The following is a 13,312-nucleotide window of genomic DNA, read 5'->3' as shown; positions in this document are numbered from 1 at the left end:
GATGGCCAGTCGTGGTGTGAATAAAGTCATTTTAGTGGGTAACTTAGGTAAAGATCCTGAGGTACGTTACATGCCAAATGGTAATGCCGTTGCCAATTTTACTGTTGCGACAAGTGAGTCGTGGAAGGACCAACAAGGTCAGTTACAAGAGCGTACTGAATGGCATAATATTGTTATGTACCGTCGTTTAGCTGAAGTGGCTGGTGAGTACCTCAAAAAGGGCTCTAAGGTTTATCTTGAAGGTAAATTGCAAACCAGTAAGTGGCAAGACCAAACTACTGGTCAAGACCGCTATAAAACTGAAATCAATGCGATGGAAATGCAAATGCTTGATAGCCGTAACAGCGGTGCGGGTCAAGACAATAATCAATATGATCAAGCGCCACAGCAACGTGCTCCACAAGCACCACGCCCAGCAGCTCAACCTCAGTACAATCAAGCGGGTGCTAACCAAAGTACAAACCAGGATAGTCAGCATTCTGCTGGTGGTTATCAGCAAGCGCCTGCTCAAGGTGGCTATGCTCAGCAAAATAAGCCAGCACCACAACAACCTGCTTATGCGCCTAAACCACAAGCACCGCAAGGTAATTATCAGCCTCAACAAAATGCCGCGCCGGCACAGCGTCCAGCTCCGCAACCTGCACAAAACTTCACTCCTGATTTGGATGAAGGTTGGGATGATGATATTCCGTTCTAGGGTTTATGCTGTTAATGCTTAACGCAAGTTAACTGAACTTTAAGGCCTGCTTGCAGGTCTTTCTCTTTTATATGTTTGGTCTGTAAACTCTGTTTAGATGACTTAGACAATCTGAGAAAGAAAATAATGATGGAAAAAATTCTGTTCATTCGTCATGACAAGATTGGAGATTTTATTCTCACATGGCCTGCTTTTTATATTTTGAAAAAAGCGCTACCCAATACGCGTATTGAGGTCTTTGTGGCGCCTGTGATGAAAAGCTTTGCGCTGACTTGTCCTTATATTGACGATGTGGTGGTTGATACCGGCGATGATACCCAGTTAGTCGAGCAAATTAAGGCGAATAATTATGATGCTGTTATCGTGTCGCATTCTGACTTACGCATTTATCGTTTAGTTACCAAAGCGGCTATTCCATATAAAATTGCGCCTAATCATGGCTGGTTTCAATATCTGTACCCCCACCGCGCTAACACTCAGTATAAAAAAGGTGAGCCCTGTTGGCGTGGTAGTTACATGTTGGCGGAACAATTTCTAAATAATCACCAAATATCGATCCCGGCGTTACCGACGCAATTATGGGATGTTAATTCTGAACGTGAGCAGTGGCGCAAATATTATCAGCAACAAAATGATGAAAAGTTAATATTTATTCACCCCGGTACTGGTGGTTCATCTGGCAGCTTGCCGGTTGAACATTTTGGCCAACTTATCAAAAAAATTGATAAGCTTACAAGTTTAGATTGCCGATTTGTTCTGACTTATAATGGTGATGAGAAAGCACTGGCGATTAACATTCAATCTATGTTGAAGAAGACCAAAATTAAAGTTGAATTAGCGACGCCGCTGAAAAGTTTGGCTGATTTTGCCCGTTCAATTGTTGCTGCAGACATGTTTATTGCGGGCTCCACAGGACCGCTGCACATTGCTGGACTGCATAATATTCCAACGGTGGGCTTTTATGCTGGGCGGCGATCTCAACCTAAAGTCAAATGGCAAACATTAACAGAGCCAGCTAAAAGGCTGGCATTTACGCCACCTGTTGGTCGCCGTACCGGTCGAAATATGGCCTTAGTTGATGTTGATCAAGCGGCTGAAGATATCAGTGAATTTTTAAACCGACATTATGCTAAATAAGCCAAATTTGAATAGTTTGTTTAAACAAAATTAATCCAACTTAGTGGAAGCAAAAATATGATCGTAATTACTGGAGCCGCAGGCTTTATTGGCAGTAACTTAGTTAAGACACTCAATCAATTAGGTCGAACCGATATTATTGCGGTAGATGATTTAACTGATGGTACCCAAATGTTCAATTTGGCAGATTGCGAAATTGCTGACTATTTAGATAAAGATGCTTTTCTTGCTCAAGTAAAATCAGGCCAGTTAGGTTATGAGGTTGAGGTAATTTTTCATCAAGGTGCTTGTTCATCCACGACTGAGTGGGATGGTAAGTTTATGATGGAAAATAACTTCGAATACTCGAAAACTTTATTGCATTTTTGCCAGGCTAACAATGTTCAGTTTATCTATGCGTCATCCGCATCAGTATACGGTGGCAGCGAGAGTTTTGTTGAACAACGTGAAGTGGAGAAGCCACTTAATGTGTATGCATATTCGAAATTTTTATTCGATCAATATGTCCGTCAGCAAAAGTTAACCACGCAGGTTGCTGGATTACGTTATTTCAATGTTTATGGTCCGCGTGAACAACACAAAGGCGGCATGGCAAGCGTAGCATTCCACTTTAATAACCAAATAAAAGCCAATGGCGTGTGCCGTTTATTCGCTGGGGTTGATGGTTACGGCGACGGTCTGCAATTACGTGATTTTGTGTTTGTTGAAGATGTGGTTCAAGTCAATTTGTGGTTATGGCAAAACGCCAAAGTATCGGGGATTTTCAATTGTGGTACCGGTAAAGCACAAAGTTTTAATGACGTTGCAAATGCGGTAATTGACTATCATGGCAAAGGTCATATTGAGTACATTCCGTTTCCAGATAAGCTAAAAGGTGCATACCAGAGTTACACTCAAGCTGATTTAACTCAGCTTCGTGCGGTAGGTTGCCAGTACCAATTTAAGACAGTAGAGCAGGCTGTGCCTGAGTACTTAGATTGGTTAAAAACGCAGCACTTTATTGGACAGTAAATTGTTTTTAATTGTTTGATGTTATCTGGAAAATTAAATGAAAAAGGCTATTTTTACGCTGGCGATTGGTGATACCAATCCAATGTATAACGCAGCGTTACTCGGATTTAAGCTTTATGCTGAAAAAGTGGGTGCAGACTTAATTGTGTCTGACCAATTTCATTATCCAATCAACATACAAGACCCACAGCATACCGCAAGTCCAGCTTGGACCGAAAAGCTATATATTAAAGAGCTGCTAAAAGAATACGATCGAGTTTTGTATGTCGATGCTGATATTATTATCACTCCACACGCAAAGGATATTTTTGAACAATACGATGACCTAGAAACCATTTATATGTTCAATGAAGGCGCTTTGTTAGAGCGCCAACCTGTACTCGATAAAATATTTGCCATAAAAGGGCCTGTCGCTGATTGGCCGCAAGTCAATGGTCGCCCAGTGTATTTTAATCTAGGCTGTATGCTGATCTCGAATCAAAGCAAATTATTCGACATCGCCACTTTAGAAGACTTACAACAGGTTTGTAATCACATTAAATATTATGAGCAAACCTACATCAATTATCTGATCCAGCGAGATGGGTTAAAGTATCAAAGTATTGATGCAGAATTTAATCGTATGGATGTGCTAGGGCATGATGGCTATCGCGATGCCAGCTTTATTCATTATGCAGGTCGTGGATACACTAATTCTTCTTTGAAGCGTGAAGTACGGTTTGTGAATGATTTTTGCGAATTGAATCAGCATTTGATTGCCAGTGAAACATTGGTGGAAATTAAGCAAAGCGGCTGGGATCTTTTTATCAATAAAGCCCATAAACGTTATAAGCTACCTAAATTTATGTTGAACTATCTTGCTAAGAAGTTTGTCACTATTTAGTGTTTTGGTTGTGGCGAGTCGCGCGATAGGCAATATCGGTAGCGCAATTTATCTGGAGTGATCAATTTTGCTTAAATATAAAGTCTTTGTCATTAACCTTAACCGCTCTCCAAAGCGGTTAGAGGCTATTTCTGCACAGTTACAACAGCAAGACATTCCTTTTGAACGTATTGAAGGGGTGGATGGTGCGACACTAACTGCTGAACAAATTGAAGCCGTTTCGCCACGCTTATTAGCGCAAAAAAGCTACCATAGAGATTTGGGTAAGGGCGAAATTGGTTGTTCCCTAAGTCATAAACGCGCTTGGCAGAAAATCATTGACGATGATCTTGATTTCGCCTTTGTGCTTGAAGATGACATTGGTTTAGAAGACAACTTCGCTGACGTAGTTAATTTAATGGCAAACTTACCCCATGCAAATTGGGACTTTATTAAGTTGTATCCGCTACGTCGTGGTGGTGGGAGTAACATTAGAGATTCATTTGATTATCAAGGTCACCAATTTGTTAGTTACCATAAGTTTCCGATAAGTGCGGTCGCGCAAGTGATAAGTAAGCAAGGTGCTAAGTCGCTATTAAAAAATATGCCTTATATTGTTGAGCCAGTGGATGGACATATTAAATCGTGGTGGTCATTGGGTATTTATCCATTTGGGCTAATTCCTTATTGTGTATCAGTCGACCTGGCAGGGCTTTCAGATATCAATCCTGTGGGGAGTTTAGAGAAAATGCCGCAACGCAAGCTCACAAAACTGCGTTTGAATTGGTCTAGAGCCTTTAAGCGTATGTTAGTGACACCATCATTAGACAAGCATTTTAACCAGTTTAAAGACAGTTTGAAGTAAGGGATAACGTGAGCGGATTAATCAGCCATCAGCAGCTACTTAATGCTAAAAAAGTACTTTATATGACCCACTTGGCCATTGGGGACTTTGTCTACCAAGGTGTCTGGTTATCTGCGTTAAAAGCGAAATATCCCCATTTGACCATTGATATTTGGTTTGACGATTGTCGGCGTAGTCCGCATGAATGGGCTGGTGGACGCAATCAAATTTTAACCGAGTGGATTAATGCCATTGGTGATTTTGGTGATATATATCCTATTGTGTCTAATATCGCTGAGCGTGAGCAATACATTACCAAGGCCCAGCAACAGAATTATGATGTTATTGTGTTTGTGGGCAAAAACCGTTCAACTCAATATGCAAAGTTAGCACGCACTATTTCTAAACAAGCGCTCAGTGTTGCGACCACAAGTGGGGCGAATTTTTTCAGTAATTGGCTTTATTTTAATAAACTAGATGGGGTGATTAGTTACGATGATATTGCTGACTCGACCCAGCATATTACTGAGTTATATGCTGAGTGTTTTAAGCAGCTTTTAGGGTTAACCACATCAGATCTGGTGTCTGGCTATACCCAACTGATGATCCAGCCGGAAGAGAAATACACCCAGCAAGCCCAGCAACTTATAGATGATTTAACTGGTAAAGATAATACCAAGCTAATTTGTTTTATGAATCACTTATCGACTGCGGATAAGAAAGATTATCCCTGGGCCCAGTTAAAGACGGTTATGTTGACGTTAGCTCAGCTTTATCCGCAAGTGGTATTTATCATCAATACTCCACCGAATAAATTGATGTCAGTACAGCAGGATGTAGAGGCTGATAAAGAGTTATTAGCCTTAAAAATTCAGGTTTTTACTGCGCTAGAAAACTTTTTTCAGCTACCAGCCTTAATGGCAAAATGTGACTTCTGTTTGAGTGTCGATACTGCAACAGCACATTTGGCAGTCAGTATGAAGGTACCTCAAGTGACCATTATGGCAAGTGACTTTAAATTGTGGCAGCCTTTGGGTGACAGCCTTATTTTAGAGGGCACAGGCAAAGCCAGTTCAGTTGCCACTGACACTGTGATTGATGCCTGTAAGATCCAATTGAGTAAGTGTATTAAATAGTTATTTTTGATATAGAAAGGGCTTATAAAATGTTCAAAGAAATAGTGAGCATTTTATAAGTCAATTCGGTCTACTTTAATCTGATGGGATCTGATACTTATCGAGAATTTTTTGATATTCCCCCGTAGATTTTAGTGTCTTTACACCTAGATCAAATTGTTGTGCTTTGATCAGTTTATTAAGATTAAAGCCAACGTATAAACTGATTTTATCTGGCATGGAACCAGCATATTTTATTTTTTCAGACAATTTTAGTTGTCTAGCAGTGTATTGAATAACATATCTATTACCAATAATAATTTGGTGCCTCCCTCTGATCATTCTTATAATATTCATCGACAGTGGTTTATCGCCAACAGCCCAATATATTTGCTGATTATTGGACAAGTAAGACTCTAATGCTTCGCCGTAATCGTATCCCTTAATAACTGCAATAGATTTTGATGAAAGATCGCTCAGTTTTTCATATCTCCAGGGATTATTGTTAACAGTAAAAAAATCATTACTTACCTCACCGACAACAGTCTCCCCAGTAAGTAAGCCTTGTTCAACAGCCACACTTTTTGATATGGCTAAAACTGCGTCAATATTGCCAACCTGAGTTTCTTTTAATGCACGGTTAAATGGCATGGGTACAAAAGTTACCTGTACCCCCTGGATTTCAAATGCTCGTTGTACTATTTCAACTAGATAACCTGGTTGGTCGTCACAAATGTAAGGGCACCAGACATCAGAGGCTATATGGATAGTCTTTGCGGAAACTGGAAAACAACATATTATCAAAGTAACAATAGTGCTTAATACGGACTTTTTTGACATAGTGGCTCGTAACATAGGTGCCTTGAGTGCTTCTGGGGGCGCTATTTTAGCTATTCATATTATTTGATCAATATTTTTCGATTATAAATTAAACAATTTTTTCTTTAGGTAACCAAAGATAAATAAGTTGTCGTTTGTGTTGGTATTTTTTTACCATATTGTTGTGATCTCTTGGTTAGTGGTTTTTATTTAAATTATAGGACTAAAAGTATGCTTCAGAATAAAATGATACAGCAGGTGGTGTTTGATCAACCTGGAGATGCTAATGTCATGCGGCTAGGTAGCGGTAGTCTTGCACCTTTACAATCAGGTCAGGTTTGCATAAAAGTACACGCTGCAGGCGTCAACGGCCCTGATATTAAACAACGTATGGGAGCCTATCCCGCTCCTGAGGGCGCAAGTCCTATTCTTGGTTTAGAAGTGGCAGGCGTTATCATTGCGATAGCGGATGATGTTAACCAGTGGGATATTGGGGATAGAGTTTGCGCTCTGGTCCCCGGTGGTGGCTATGCAGAACAAGTTAATACCTTTGCTGCACACTGTTTACCCATTCCTGCAGCTTGGAGTTTTATTCAAGCTGCGGCGCTGCCTGAGACCTTTTTTACGGTTTGGGGCAATGTGTTTATGCGGGCAGGATTAAAAGCGGGTGAAACAGTGTTAGTGCATGGAGGGTCTGGCGGTATTGGTAGCACGGCGATTAAGCTTGCCAGCCAGCTTGGTGCAAACGTTTTTGCCACATCAGGCACCGATGATAAATGCCAGTTCTGCCTTAGCCAAGGTGCCACGCATGCGATTAACTATAATAACCAATCCTTTGCAGAGTCTATTCTGTCGCTAACTCATCATCAAGGTGTTGATGTGGTCGTCGATATTGCGGGGGGCGATTTTATTAATGAAAATTTAAAAGTGCTCGCAATGGATGGACGAATGGTATCAATTGCGATGCAAAGAGGGCCTAAAGCAACGGTTGATATTTTCAGGTTAATGGCTAAACGTATTATATGGACTGGTTCGACGTTACGACCACAAAGTGTAGTAGCAAAAGCCCAGATTGCCGCAGAGCTTAAGCAGCATGTTTGGCCGTTACTTGAAAGCGGACAATTTACGCCACCCATTGATAAAGTGTTTGCGTTTAATGAGGTGGTTCAAGCTCATCAATATATGGAGTCAGGTATGCATAAAGGCAAAATAATTTTAAACTTGTGTGACTAAAACTCAGAAAGATCTAATAAAAACTTGAAGCATGAAAAATTTAAGCTAATCTGCAGTTATCAAATATAAATTGGATGATTTTAAAGCAAGAAAGTGTCGGTTTATGCTTGTGTAAAGTGAAAGTTTTTAACGACGTATCATGAGACATACATAAATTTTGTGCTTTTTTTAAGGTCATTATGCTATTGGTAAATTATTTTTGAATATTTTTACCAAAATTTGAAAATTAACTAAATTAGGCATTGATTCTCTGTATTATTCTGTTTAAATACCCACATTATTGAAGCTTAATAATATTGAGCCGAGGTTATTAGTAGTTCATCGAGCATATCTTTTTGGTATATGTGTTGATTTAAGGGCGTTAGCATATATGTATAACACAGTAAAAAAACAATTATGGGTTGGTGAGTTAAGAACGGCTAGAGGGAATACAATTGTTATTCACGACGGCCAATTACCTGAAGCATCCAAAGGGCGTATCTATTTATTTAATACAGTACGCAATGTCATCATTGAGTATGTAGAAGATATCGTTAAAGTAAATTTGCATGATCTTGATGAGGCACAAACTAAAGCTGCGTTAGCTGAGTTTGGTGATGCTTGGCAAGTCGCCCGTGCTGAGTTTATGGCTAAACAGCAAACTCGCATTGATTTGTCTAAGGTGCCTGATACCGCGCCTCCAAAGAAAGCTAAACCGGCACCTGAGCCTGACGAGATTGCTGATGGTGACGATATCGATGATTTTGATGACGCTGATGATTCTGATGATGATTTTGACATGGATGATGATGTCGACGATTAAGTCGTTATTAAGTTGCTTTAGTTAAATCAGTCAATAAAAAAACCAGTAGTGAGAGCTACTGGTTTTTTTATGGGTAACGCATAATAATTATGAGTTGAGCTTGATATCGACTGGTGGGGCTATATAGCCTTGGTGTGCATCTAAGCGTAAGTCATTGAAGCGGCTGAGCTGCTTATTCTCTTGAATGCCTGTCACAATAACTTGAATGTCTAGCCCTTTTGCCACATTTACTAACGCACGACAAAGCTCACTGTTATGTTGATTCTCTTCAATAAAAGCAAAAGATTGATCCAGTTTGACATAGCTAGGCCTTAAGTTTTGTAAATACGCCATGGAGCCGAATTGACGACCGAAATGGTCAATACCGAAGTGGGCACCACAATCACGAATAATATTGCACAAGTGTTCACATGAGCTTAAATCGCTATAGACACTTGCTTCAGGGATCTCAAAACAAATGCGTTCAGGCGTTTTATGATTTCTAAGGAATTTCTTAATCCAAAGATGAAACTCGTGATCGCCAATACTTTGATAAGTTAGGTTAATGGCCACAGGTTCAAAATTACGGTCAAATAAATGATGGCTATTAACGGTTTCAATTAAGCAGCGATCTAACATGGTACCCAATGATAAAATTTCCACAAAAGGCATAAACTGACCTGCATGTAACACTTCATTATCTAATGTGAGTTGACAGTAGAGTTCACGTTGACACACTTCATTGTTTTCATTTAATAATATGGGTTGCCAACGAAATTGAAATTGATTGTTATTGATTGCGTGGGTGAGCTTTTGTCGCCACTCATCACGGCTGAATAATTGCTGCTGAGTATTTTCATACCAATGAAAGATTTTATTATCTTTAATCGATTTTTGTAACGCATTGTCAGCTTGAGCAAGTATGTCCGATACACTCATTTGACCTAAACGTTCAGCGATACCAATATTGAATTGCTCATTGGGTTTACAACCTGCTTTCGATATTTCTTTATTGATTGTGCGGATCATGCCCTGTAAGTATTTACTGAGTTGTTCGTGTTCACTTTCTTCAATTAAGAAGGCGAATTCATATGCAGCTATGCGTGCAATAACAGAAGGGCTAATGTTATCTAAATGGTGATGTAATTTATTGCCAAGTAACTTGATGGTTTCATCTCTTACTTGATAGCCATACTGGCTATGCACATCTTCAAGCCAGTCCATTTTAACTAAAAATAATGCACCAGAACTAGGTTCACTGAGCCAACCATTAATCCGGCTTACCATATATTGACGGTTAGGAAGATTGGAAACTTGATCAACTAAGTTTTTCTTACGTAAAGCTGATACTTCTTCATCTAGCGAATTAAACACCTGTTTAAGTTGGCTCGACATGCTGTTAAATGCTTGAACCAATTCCTTTAACTCTGTTGTTTTAGGGGTTGGCATATCTGGGCCAAATTGACGATTAGCAATTTTTTTAGCGTGCTCTGATAGCGAATTCAATGGTTTTAAGATGATGCTTAAACCAACTCGAGCAAAGATGATGGCGATTAAGAATAAAATTGAAAATACTATGATGATATTGGTTATAATCCGCCACATCTCCTGGTAACCAAACCCTGGGTGAGCAGTTATTTCAATTTTAGCCAGCTGTAACCAACCTGATGTGATGATACTTTCTTTAGCAATAGGCTTAAAAATTTCAAGGTCAATAAACCATTGGGGGACATTTTGTACTCGAATGGCATTATTCCAAACTTGCTGTTTACCATCAACTAACCAGGTAAGCTTAATTTGTTGGTAATATCCACCTTCAAACAAGACATTGACTAAGGTCTCTGTTGCAGCATCATCACCGGCTTCTAAAGCTGGTACAAGCATCAGTCCTAATGAGTGACTGGCATTATTAAGGTCTGACTCCATTTGCTTTGCGAGAAAGCTCTGAGTCTCGTTAAATTGCACGTAAGCTAAGCTTGCTATCGTTAGCAAGAATAGTACGAAAAGTAACGCATAAATCTGTCGAAACAGGGTCATGTGGTCACTACTCCATTTTAAGTTTGGGTTGACGTAAACGGTCAACACCTAAGCGATGTGTTAAATCATTCCATTTTTCTAGTCGTGATGATGAGCCTGCTAACACCCCTCGACCTTTTTCTTTATTTAACCATAACTGCTTACCGTTAAAGCTATACACAGGGAGTAAATCGCGTCGCTGTGTTGCCAGTTTAATTTTCTTGTCTAAATTATCTAAAACTAACGGGACCGAACTCGGTGTTTCATAGTAGGCGAGCACCATGTGGTATTGATTCACAGAAGTCGCTTTTACCATAGTGATGCGCAGTTTATCCTCTGATACACCTAATTGGAGTAAGGTAAAGTATTTGGCAATAGAGAAGTCTTCACAATCGCCGCCATTTACACCGATAAACTCCATTGGTGTGGCCCAATAGTTAGAGTCACCCCAAAGTACTTTGTCATCAACAAATCTGAATAAATTGAAAAATTGATTCACTTTCTCTAGTTGTTGTTTTTCCGGTAAAGCTTGTGCTTCGTCAACCACTTTAAACCAGGCTTTGGCCCTTAAGCCTGCGCGCTGGCCATAATTCTGGCTAAGAGTCGAAATAATTTTGTCAGCATTTAGCGTTTGCGTAGGCGCCGCAAAAAGTGTTGAAATAGACAAAATGGCTGCCACAATTAAAACGTGACAGCCTCTTGTTGTTATGGACTTATTGCATCTCGATAGAGTCAAACGCTGCTAGCCCTTATGTTTATGACAACTTTACTTATCGCTATTCTGTTTGTTGATCAACAGTGTAAATATGCCATTTTAAATTTGGAATAGTCTCTTCACTTTGTACTTCAGCGATAACGCGACGGTTCACTTTTTCAGCTTCTGGAGTGCCACTAGTGTCGATAAGGCGATCAAAACTATAGCCTACAGAGTTCAAACGTGACGCTTCAATACCGAATGTATCTTGGAGTATTGTAGTAACAGCTTTAGCTCTATTTTGTGATAAAGCCAAGTTCAGCTCATAGCTGCCACGATTACTACTATGTCCTTCAATGGTCACAATCGTTGAAGGGTAAAGTGTCATCAGGCTAGCCACTTTTTCTATTTGTGAGTAATACTTTGGATCAATATAGTCAGAGTTGTTTTCAAATAAAATTTCAAGTTGTTGGCGTTCGTTAATATTCTTAACTGTGCCGCAACCATAATTATCAACTTCTGATCCTGCTATTGTGTCGATACAGCGTTCTCTTGCAGCAATAACGCCGTCACGGTCTTTATCGTTTAGATCAAATTGCTGTTGAGTGGGTTGATCCATAGAAATAGTATCATTCATGGAACAAGCGCTGGTTAAGCTAACCATTAATAGTATAAGAAAGTAGCGCATTAGTTTGCTCCTCCTTCGTAATTACGTTCGCCAGACCAAACATCTGGGCGGGTTACCCGTAATGATTCTAACAACCTACCGGTCGAGTTTAATACGCGGTATTGAGCAATAATTTCATCATATTCAGTTTGTAAATAATCTTTACGCGCTTCAAATAGCTCGTTTTCGGTGTCGAGTAAATCGAGTAAGGTACGTTGACCTAGGTTAAACTGCTGCTCGTAAGCAACTTGGGTTTGTTTTGAGGCAACAACATGTTCACGAATATACATTTTTTGTGGCGATAACATTTCAAAGGCGTTCCATGCAAGCGAAGCACCTTCAACGACTTGGCGGTTTGCGCGCTGTTGAATTTCTTTCGCTTCACTGATTTTGTAGGCAGATTCTCTATCGCGGGCGATATCTTTACCGCCAGCAAATAGGTTGTAACGCATTCTTACCATACCGACTAAGTCATTGCTGTATCCATTGACATTTTGGCTTGCAATTTGGCTATAGCCGTCTTCACCATCAACATCATTGTTCCAATTGCCACTTAATTCAAGATTGAATTTAGGGTAATAGTTCGACTTAGCAGAACTGCGTTCCTGTTTTGCGGCATTGATGTCATTTTCTGAAGACTTCAAAATAGGGTGGCTAGAAGAAGCCAACTTTATGCTTTCACTTAAGCTTTTAGGTAGCATGTCGGCATCGGGCACAGGTAAAATTAAATCTTCCGGAGCGACTTCCACAATACGCATATATTGTGCTTTAGCGTCATGGAGATTATTTTTAGCCGAAACCACATTGGCGTTTGCGCGAGCTAAACGACCGGTGATTTGCGATAAATCAGCAATCGACCCTAAACCTGAATCTGTACGCTGCTTAATTTGATCGTATATCTCTTCATGGCTTTCTAAGTTTCTTTGTGCAAGAGTGAGAACTTGTTCAGCACGAATAAAGTATAAATATACTTTAGCAACATCTAAAGCCATGTCTTCAGCGGCAGCAAATAATGCCCACTGCTCAGCACTGGCTTCAAACGAGTATCGATCAACTTCACTACTGGTATAAAAACCATCAAATAGTATCTGCTTGATACTGAAACCAGCTTCACCACGCTCAAGTTCCATTACCCCTTCATCCAAATTATCATTTAGGGGCTGTACTTTTCGGCGTGATGATGGGCTATCAGTTTGCTCCCAACCATAACCTGCCGTGATATCTACCGTTGGCATATATCCTGATTTAGCTTGGTTAACTTGTTCTTCTCGCGCTTTAAAGCGGTTGAACACAATACGCAGTTCTGGATTAGTGTCTAGTGTATGTGCAACTGCTTGTTCTAGTGTTTGGCTAGACGCTACAGGTGACATTAATACCGACATAGCCAATGCAAGTGCACTAAACCTTAGTTGTCGATTTGTTGTATTAATCATTTG

General features: G+C 40.0%; 13 protein-coding genes. 8 read left to right on the top strand and 5 right to left on the bottom strand.

Going from position 1 to position 13,312, the window contains the following annotated elements:
- The first annotated feature begins 1 nt into the window (after position 1).
- The 6 genes from ssb to ACRWQN_RS18440 all read left to right on the top strand — a co-directional run bounded on the left by ssb (position 2) and on the right by ACRWQN_RS18440 (position 5,687).
- Entirely contained in the window at positions 2-697 is a 696-nt protein-coding gene (gene ssb / locus ACRWQN_RS18465) for a single-stranded DNA-binding protein (RefSeq protein WP_434939277.1), read from the top strand.
- Between the two features lie 126 nt (positions 698-823).
- Positions 824-1,834, top strand: coding sequence for a glycosyltransferase family 9 protein (locus ACRWQN_RS18460; protein WP_434939276.1), 1,011 nt, complete (start codon positions 824-826; stop codon positions 1,832-1,834).
- A gap of 57 nt (positions 1,835-1,891) precedes the next feature.
- Positions 1,892-2,845 (top strand): ADP-glyceromanno-heptose 6-epimerase, encoded by a 954-nt coding sequence (gene rfaD / locus ACRWQN_RS18455; protein WP_434939275.1) that lies wholly within the window; start codon positions 1,892-1,894, stop codon positions 2,843-2,845.
- Between the two features lie 37 nt (positions 2,846-2,882).
- Positions 2,883-3,728: a glycosyltransferase gene (locus ACRWQN_RS18450; protein WP_434931081.1), complete on the top strand. Its 846-nt coding sequence runs from the start codon at positions 2,883-2,885 to the stop codon at positions 3,726-3,728.
- Positions 3,729-3,795: 67 nt separating this feature from the next.
- Positions 3,796-4,572 carry a glycosyltransferase family 25 protein gene (locus tag ACRWQN_RS18445; protein WP_434931082.1) on the top strand — a complete coding sequence of 259 codons (777 nt, stop codon included), beginning with the start codon at positions 3,796-3,798 and terminating at the stop codon, positions 4,570-4,572.
- 8 nt (positions 4,573-4,580) lie between these two features.
- Positions 4,581-5,687 carry a glycosyltransferase family 9 protein gene (locus ACRWQN_RS18440; protein ID WP_434939274.1) on the top strand — a complete coding sequence of 369 codons (1,107 nt, stop codon included), beginning with the start codon at positions 4,581-4,583 and terminating at the stop codon, positions 5,685-5,687.
- 75 nt (positions 5,688-5,762) lie between these two features.
- Here the strand turns inward: ACRWQN_RS18440 and ACRWQN_RS18435 are convergent, their stop codons facing one another.
- The gene (locus ACRWQN_RS18435) at positions 5,763-6,506 is read right to left on the bottom strand and encodes a substrate-binding periplasmic protein (protein ID WP_434927308.1); all 744 of its coding nucleotides are present in this window, start codon (positions 6,504-6,506) and stop codon (positions 5,763-5,765) included.
- A 210-nt stretch (positions 6,507-6,716) separates the two neighbouring features.
- On the opposite strand from ACRWQN_RS18435, the gene ACRWQN_RS18430 reads away from it, so the two are divergent.
- Both ACRWQN_RS18430 and ACRWQN_RS18425 read left to right on the top strand, forming a co-directional pair.
- Positions 6,717-7,718, top strand: coding sequence for an NAD(P)H-quinone oxidoreductase (locus ACRWQN_RS18430; protein ID WP_434939273.1), 1,002 nt, complete (start codon positions 6,717-6,719; stop codon positions 7,716-7,718).
- A gap of 370 nt (positions 7,719-8,088) precedes the next feature.
- Positions 8,089-8,520, top strand: coding sequence for a hypothetical protein (locus ACRWQN_RS18425; RefSeq protein WP_434939272.1), 432 nt, complete (start codon positions 8,089-8,091; stop codon positions 8,518-8,520).
- An 87-nt stretch (positions 8,521-8,607) separates the two neighbouring features.
- Here the strand turns inward: ACRWQN_RS18425 and ACRWQN_RS18420 are convergent, their stop codons facing one another.
- The 4 genes from ACRWQN_RS18420 to ACRWQN_RS18405 all read right to left on the bottom strand — a co-directional run bounded on the left by ACRWQN_RS18420 (position 8,608) and on the right by ACRWQN_RS18405 (position 13,309).
- The gene (locus ACRWQN_RS18420) at positions 8,608-10,536 is read right to left on the bottom strand and encodes a bifunctional diguanylate cyclase/phosphodiesterase (RefSeq protein WP_434939271.1); all 1,929 of its coding nucleotides are present in this window, start codon (positions 10,534-10,536) and stop codon (positions 8,608-8,610) included.
- A gap of 7 nt (positions 10,537-10,543) precedes the next feature.
- Positions 10,544-11,185, bottom strand: coding sequence for a transglutaminase-like cysteine peptidase (locus ACRWQN_RS18415; RefSeq protein WP_434940701.1), 642 nt, complete (start codon positions 11,183-11,185; stop codon positions 10,544-10,546).
- Positions 11,186-11,291: 106 nt separating this feature from the next.
- Entirely contained in the window at positions 11,292-11,897 is a 606-nt protein-coding gene (locus ACRWQN_RS18410; protein WP_434927305.1) for an OmpA family protein, read from the bottom strand.
- A complete protein-coding gene (locus ACRWQN_RS18405; RefSeq protein WP_434927304.1) occupies positions 11,897-13,309 on the bottom strand; it encodes a TolC family outer membrane protein in 1,413 nt (470 codons plus the stop codon). Before ACRWQN_RS18405 ends, ACRWQN_RS18410 begins: the two co-directional genes overlap by 1 nt.
- Positions 13,310-13,312 lie beyond the last annotated feature (3 nt).

The sequence above is a fragment of the Shewanella sp. HL-SH8 genome, from assembly GCF_051165765.1.
Taxonomy (GTDB): domain Bacteria; phylum Pseudomonadota; class Gammaproteobacteria; order Enterobacterales; family Shewanellaceae; genus Shewanella; species Shewanella glacialimarina.
This window is presented reverse-complemented; position numbering and strand designations above follow the sequence as displayed.

Bases quoted from the DNA above. Each gene is read 5' to 3' on its own strand.
- ACRWQN_RS18450 (WP_434931081.1), top strand. From the start codon at position 2,883: ATGAAAAAGGCTATTTTTACGCTGGCGATTGGTGATACCAATCCAATG.
- ACRWQN_RS18420 (WP_434939271.1), bottom strand. From the start codon at position 10,536: ATGACCCTGTTTCGACAGATTTATGCGTTACTTTTCGTACTATTCTTG.
- ACRWQN_RS18430 (WP_434939273.1), top strand. From the start codon at position 6,717: ATGCTTCAGAATAAAATGATACAGCAGGTGGTGTTTGATCAACCTGGA.
- ssb (WP_434939277.1), top strand. From the start codon at position 2: ATGGCCAGTCGTGGTGTGAATAAAGTCATTTTAGTGGGTAACTTAGGT.
- ACRWQN_RS18405 (WP_434927304.1), bottom strand. From the start codon at position 13,309: ATGATTAATACAACAAATCGACAACTAAGGTTTAGTGCACTTGCATTG.
- ACRWQN_RS18425 (WP_434939272.1), top strand. From the start codon at position 8,089: ATGTATAACACAGTAAAAAAACAATTATGGGTTGGTGAGTTAAGAACG.
- ACRWQN_RS18460 (WP_434939276.1), top strand. From the start codon at position 824: ATGATGGAAAAAATTCTGTTCATTCGTCATGACAAGATTGGAGATTTT.
- ACRWQN_RS18410 (WP_434927305.1), bottom strand. From the start codon at position 11,897: ATGCGCTACTTTCTTATACTATTAATGGTTAGCTTAACCAGCGCTTGT.
- rfaD (WP_434939275.1), top strand. From the start codon at position 1,892: ATGATCGTAATTACTGGAGCCGCAGGCTTTATTGGCAGTAACTTAGTT.
- ACRWQN_RS18435 (WP_434927308.1), bottom strand. From the start codon at position 6,506: ATGTCAAAAAAGTCCGTATTAAGCACTATTGTTACTTTGATAATATGT.